This is a genomic window from Candidatus Spyradosoma sp. SGI.093 (assembly GCF_050314555.1).
GTDB lineage: Bacteria > Verrucomicrobiota > Verrucomicrobiia > Opitutales > UBA953 > Spyradosoma.
The window spans coordinates 2,501-5,704 of record NZ_JBNPNH010000014.1; the positions used below are offsets into that span (position 1 = coordinate 2,501).

A 3,204-nucleotide genomic window follows, 5' to 3' on the forward strand; every position below is an offset into this window, starting at 1 on the left:
ACGCATAGTGGGAAACAAACGAAAGTAAGTTTTCGATTGTGCCAAAGAATACAGATATTTAAAGGCGATTTATCAATAACAAACAGTTACAAGCATTAAGTGAATGCCTTGGAAACAACTGGCGATGAAGGACGTGATAAGCTGCGATAAGCCTCGGTTAGCCGCAAATAGGCGTTTGACCCGGGGATTTCCGAATGGGGAAACCCGACCTTTAGGTCACTTTGCGCTGAATCTATAGGCGCAAAAGAGCGAACCCGCTGAAGTGAAACATCTCAGTAAGCGGAGGAAAAGAAAGAGAATCGATTCCGTAAGTAGTGGCGAGCGAAAGCGGAGGAGCCCAAACCGAAACGATTTATCGTTTTGGGGTTGTAGGACTCAGTCGTGAGATCGCGACGGTTAGGAGAAGTGTTTGAGAGACACGCCAAAGACGGTGAGAGCCCGGTATCCGAAAACCCGAACGACTCTATGAGTATCCTGAGTAGCACCGGACACGTGAAACCCGGTGTGAAGCTATGCCGACCACGGCATAAGGCTAAATACAAGTTGTTTACCGATAGAGAATAGTACCGCGAGGGAAAGGTGAAAAGAACCCCTGTTAGGGGAGTGAAACAGAACCTGAAACTTGATGCTTACAAGCGGTCGGAGCTCCTTTATGGAGTGACGGCGTACCTTTTGTATAATGAGTCTGGGAGTTTACGTATGCAGCGAGCTTAAGGCTTTACGGGCCGGAGGCGCAGCGAAAGCGAGTCTGAACAGGGCGTTCAGTTTCATGCGTAATACCCGAAGCGGAGGTGATCTACCCTTGACCAGGTTGAAACTGAAGTAAAATTCAGTGGAGGACCGAACCGATAGACCTTTAGAAGTCTCCGGATGAGTTGAGGGTAGGAGTGAAAGGCTAATCAAACCCCGTAATAGCTGGTTCTCTTCGAAATATATTTAGGTATAGCGTCCGGCGCTGACCCGTGGGGGTAGAGCACTGAAAAGGCTAGGGGACACACCCGTCTACCAACCCTTATCAAACTCCGAATACTGCGGGGTGAAGCCGGGCAGTCAGACTGTGGGGGCTAAGCTTCATAGTCGAGAGGAAAACAGTCCAGACCGCCGATTAAGGCCCCAAATACAATGCTAAGTGGATTCAAGGATGTGATTTTACACAGACAATAGGGATGTTGGCTTAGAGGCAGCCACCATTTAAACAGTGCGTAACAGCTGACCTATCGAGTGAAATTGCGCCTAAGATGATCGGGACTCAAGCATTGAGCCGAAGTCGCGGGATCCGAAAGGATCGGTAGAAGAGCGTTCTGACAGCGGTGAAGTCAAGACGGCGAGTCTTGGTGGAGCGGTCAGAAGTGATTATCCAGACATGAGTAACGTTAAATACGGTTAAAATCCGTATCGCCGTAAGGATAAGGTTTCCAGGGTAAAGTTCGTCTGCCCTGGGTTAGGCGGGAGCTAAGGCGAGGCCGTAAGGAGTAGTCGATGCACAGCCGGTTAATATTCCGGCCCCGATTGGAGAGGACGAAGGGTGGAATCACACAGACCTTAGTGACTTGGCAGCTCAAGGCTATGGCCGCGAGCGCGTGTGAGGAAGCACTTCCGAGAAAAGCCTCCAAGTTAAGCCCGTACCGCAAACCGACACAGGTATCCGGGATGAGTATTCTAAGGCGCGTGAGTTAAATCTTCTTAAGGAACTCGACAAATTGGCCCTGTATCTTCGGTATAAGGGGTGCCTGCTTCGGCAGGTCGCAGTGAAGAGGTCCAACCGACTGTTTAGCAAAAACACAGCTCTCTGCCAAGTCGTAAGACGACGTATAGGGAGTGACGTGTGACCAATGCGGAAAGGTGAAAGCTGGAGGTGCGAGCTTCTGGTCTAAGCCCCCGTGAATGTCGGCCGTAACTATAACGGTCCTAAGGTAGCGAAATTCCTTGTCAGGTAAGTTCTGACCTGCACGAATCACGAAACGAGTTGGACATTGTCTCGAGAAGATGCTCAGTGAAATTGTAGTCGCGGTGAAGATGCCGCGTTCCCGCAGCAGGACGGAAAGACCCTATAGACCTTTACTATAACCTGTTATTGGCGCTTGAATTTCAATTCGTAGAATAGCCGGGAGACTTTGAACCGCTACTCCAGGGTAGCGGCGAGTCGCAATGTGAAATACCGGTATTTGCTATTTAGGCGTCTAACCGACATTCCGTGAGCCGGAGTCGGGACAGTGATAGGGGGTTAGTTTGACTGGGGCGGTCTCCTCCCAAAGAGTAACGGAGGATCGCGAAGGTCACCTCATGCCGGTCGGTAATCGGCAGTCGAGTGTATGGATAGAAGGTGGCTTAACTGTGAGACCTACAAGTCGAGCAGATACGAAAGTAGGCCCAAGTGATCCGGTGACGCATCGTGGGATGCTCATCGCTTAAAGGACAAAAGGTACCTTAGGGATAACAGGCTGATTCCACCCAAGCGTTCTTAGCGACGGTGGAGTTTGGCACCTCGATGTCGGCTCATCACATCCTGGGGCTGCAGAAGGTCCCAAGGGTTCGGCTGTTCGCCGATTAAAGTGGTACGCGAGCTGGGTTCAAAACGTCGTGAGACAGTTTGGTCCTCTATCCGCTGTGGGCGTAGGAGAGTTGAGGGGTTCATTCATTAGTACGAGAGGACCGTGAATGACGCACCTCTGGTGTTCCGGTTGTCGTGTCAACGGCAGCGCCGGGTAGCTAAGTGCGGAAGAGATAAGCGCTGAAAGCATCTAAGCGCCAAGCTCCTCCCAAGATAAGCTCTCTCTGAGGATCCGGGTAGACCACCCGGTCGATAGGCCGCATGTGCAAGCGCAGTAATGCGTTCAGCTTAGCGGTACTAATTATCCGTCAGGTTTGTTATTGATAAATCTGCTGTTCTTTCCACATAGGCACGATCGGTCCGAAAGCCCTTCCCAAAAAAGCCTTCGGAATCCGCTTGCGTATGACCTTTGACCCATGACCGCCGTCATTCAAACTGGCAAAAACGTGATCACCCTTCATTCACGACGGCGCGAGGCTCCCCTCTGGTGATCACAGGCGAGGTGAAACACACGTTCCCATCCCGAACACGCTCGTTAAGCCCTCAGCCGCCGATGGTAGTGCAGCCCCGCTGCTGTGCGAGAGTAGGTCGTCGCCAGTCCTCACGAAGCCCTCGTCCCTCAAAAAGGAACGAGGGCTTCTTTCGTTCTAAAA

General features: G+C 51.4%; 2 rRNA genes. Both read left to right on the forward strand.

The features are described from left to right. Nucleotides 1–76: 76 nt before the first annotated feature. Nucleotides 77–2,873, forward strand: a 23S ribosomal RNA gene (locus ACQREB_RS08750). Between the two features lie 161 nt (nucleotides 2,874–3,034). Further along, nucleotides 3,035–3,151, forward strand: a 5S ribosomal RNA gene (gene rrf, locus ACQREB_RS08755). The last annotated feature ends 53 nt before the right edge of the window (nucleotides 3,152–3,204 follow it).